Source organism: Mycobacterium sp. TH-M25 (assembly GCF_057473665.1).
The window spans coordinates 1-1,835 of the sequence record NZ_JBYCLA010000393.1 but is presented as its reverse complement, the minus strand read 5'-3'; the positions used below and the strand labels follow the sequence as shown (position 1 = coordinate 1,835).

1 protein-coding gene and 1 pseudogene are annotated in these 1,835 nt (G+C 64.6%); one reads left to right on the top strand and one right to left on the bottom strand.

Translation table 11 applies throughout. The features are described from left to right. Positions 1-133: 133 nt before the first annotated feature. Positions 134-358, top strand: a pseudogene (locus AC2VOU_RS13245) (Fic family protein); the annotation flags it as partial. A 422-nt stretch (positions 359-780) separates the two neighbouring features. On the opposite strand, the gene AC2VOU_RS13240 reads toward AC2VOU_RS13245, so the two are convergent. Further along, a partial coding sequence (locus AC2VOU_RS13240) for an ATP-binding protein (protein WP_486957794.1) occupies positions 781-1,835 on the bottom strand: 1,055 nt, incomplete at its 5' end.

Below are 1,835 nucleotides of genomic sequence, written 5' to 3'. Positions count from 1 at the left end.
AAACGCTTGGCGCAGGCATCGATACGTTGGTGCCGATCGGACCACGGGTGACTACTGCAGACGCCCTTCGCTATAAGAGAACCGGCATGCAGGATCGCTTTCGACCGCATCGCATTCCGCGGCAGCCGCCCGTCCGCGCGGCGCCGTGTTCGTGCCACCGCACCACAGCCGCGTCGTAACGGCCATTGACGACTTGCTCAGCTTCGCGCAGCGAAGCGACATCCCCGTACTGCCTCAGATCGCTTTGACACACCCGCAATTCGAGACGATCCACCCCTTCACCGACGGGAATGGTCGGACCGGCCGGGCACTGATCCAGGCGATGTTGCGGCACAAGGGATTGACGCGAAACGTCACGCACTCGATGCCTTTGCCGAGCGCGCACGAAACGGCGCTGGCCAAACTCGTGCTGGTCGGCGACGTTCGCCGCGTCGACATCCGCAAACGACCAAACCCGCTCTGAACACCAGTTCAAGCGGGTTTCTCCTGGTGGAGCTAAGGGGATTCGAACCCCTGAACCCCACACTGCCAGGAGCGGGCGGAATGCGTGACCAGGCAACCGTCCCGGTATCGGCTGGGCTACTGACCCATACAGGCTCCTACTTCGCTGCGCTGACCGCCTACCGCGAGGGCGACCCGCCCCGATCGTCCGCCGCGTGGCAGGGGCCTCTGTCACGGCGGTGTTCAACGGGCGTGAACTGGTTGGTGAATTGCACGCCGTGGGGCAGATCGCCGAACTCGACTTTCGCAAACGACGGCCGCCGTTCGTGTTCCGACCCATTACGGACCCAGCAGCGCCAGCGGGACCACGCCGATGCCGTCGGGGCGACGGTAGGCGTTGGGCGCGGTGTTGATGACGATCGCGTCGAGCAGATCGCCGCGGAGGTGGTCGGCAAGCCAGCGCAAGTGCGCGGTGTCTCGATCTTCGACGGTTGCGGCAAGTTTCACCTCGACAGCGAGCACTTTGCCGTCGTCACGCACCACCACCAGATCTATTTCGTGGTCGCCGTTGCGCGTCCGGAGGTGACCGATAGTGGCCTCGGCGGCCTGCGCAGCAACCCGAACGCAAAGTGTGGCCAAGGATTCGAAGAGATGCCCGAGCATGCCACCAGCCTGCGGCCCGATCGGCCTGCCTTCACCGCTGAGGAGCGAATCCACCGACAAGCCGAGTAGACGCGCCGCCAACGCGGGATCGGCCAAGTGATGCTTCGGCGATTGAGCCAAGCGCGCCAACGGGTTTGCCGTGGGACCCCAAGCGGGCACCGGGTCAAGCAGCCATAGCTGAGCGAGCACATCTCGGTAGGCGATGGTCGTTGAACGCGCCGGCTTGTCACTGACACCGGCGGTGGCCGCGTCGAGCACTGCGGTGTAACTGGTCGTCGTGGAGGTGGCCGCCGCGTAGGCACGCAACCACCCCAACATGGCATCAGGCTTACGAACAGCGAGCCCCTGTTCGGGCACGTCTCGATCAACGGCATTACGCAGGTACGAATCAAGCTGAAACTTCAATGCCCGCGCACCGAGAGAGCGCATACCCGGAAAACCAGACGCCACGATCTCATGCGTGTAGTCGGCCAACCGGACCTCCGACACCCCGCCGAGCGGAAGCCTTCTCCCACTGAGCAATTCGCCAAGACTGACCGTCGGTGACGCGATCCCGCGCTCCGACAAGGTCATGGGACGCATCCGCAGCCGCCCAATACGCCCCGCGCCGGAGTGTGCCGTCGCGCCGTGGCGAGGTGAAGCACTCCCGGCGAGCAGAAACTGGCCACCAGTCGGATCGTCATCGACAGCACGCCGCACGACATCCCACACTTCGGGAACCTTCTGCCACT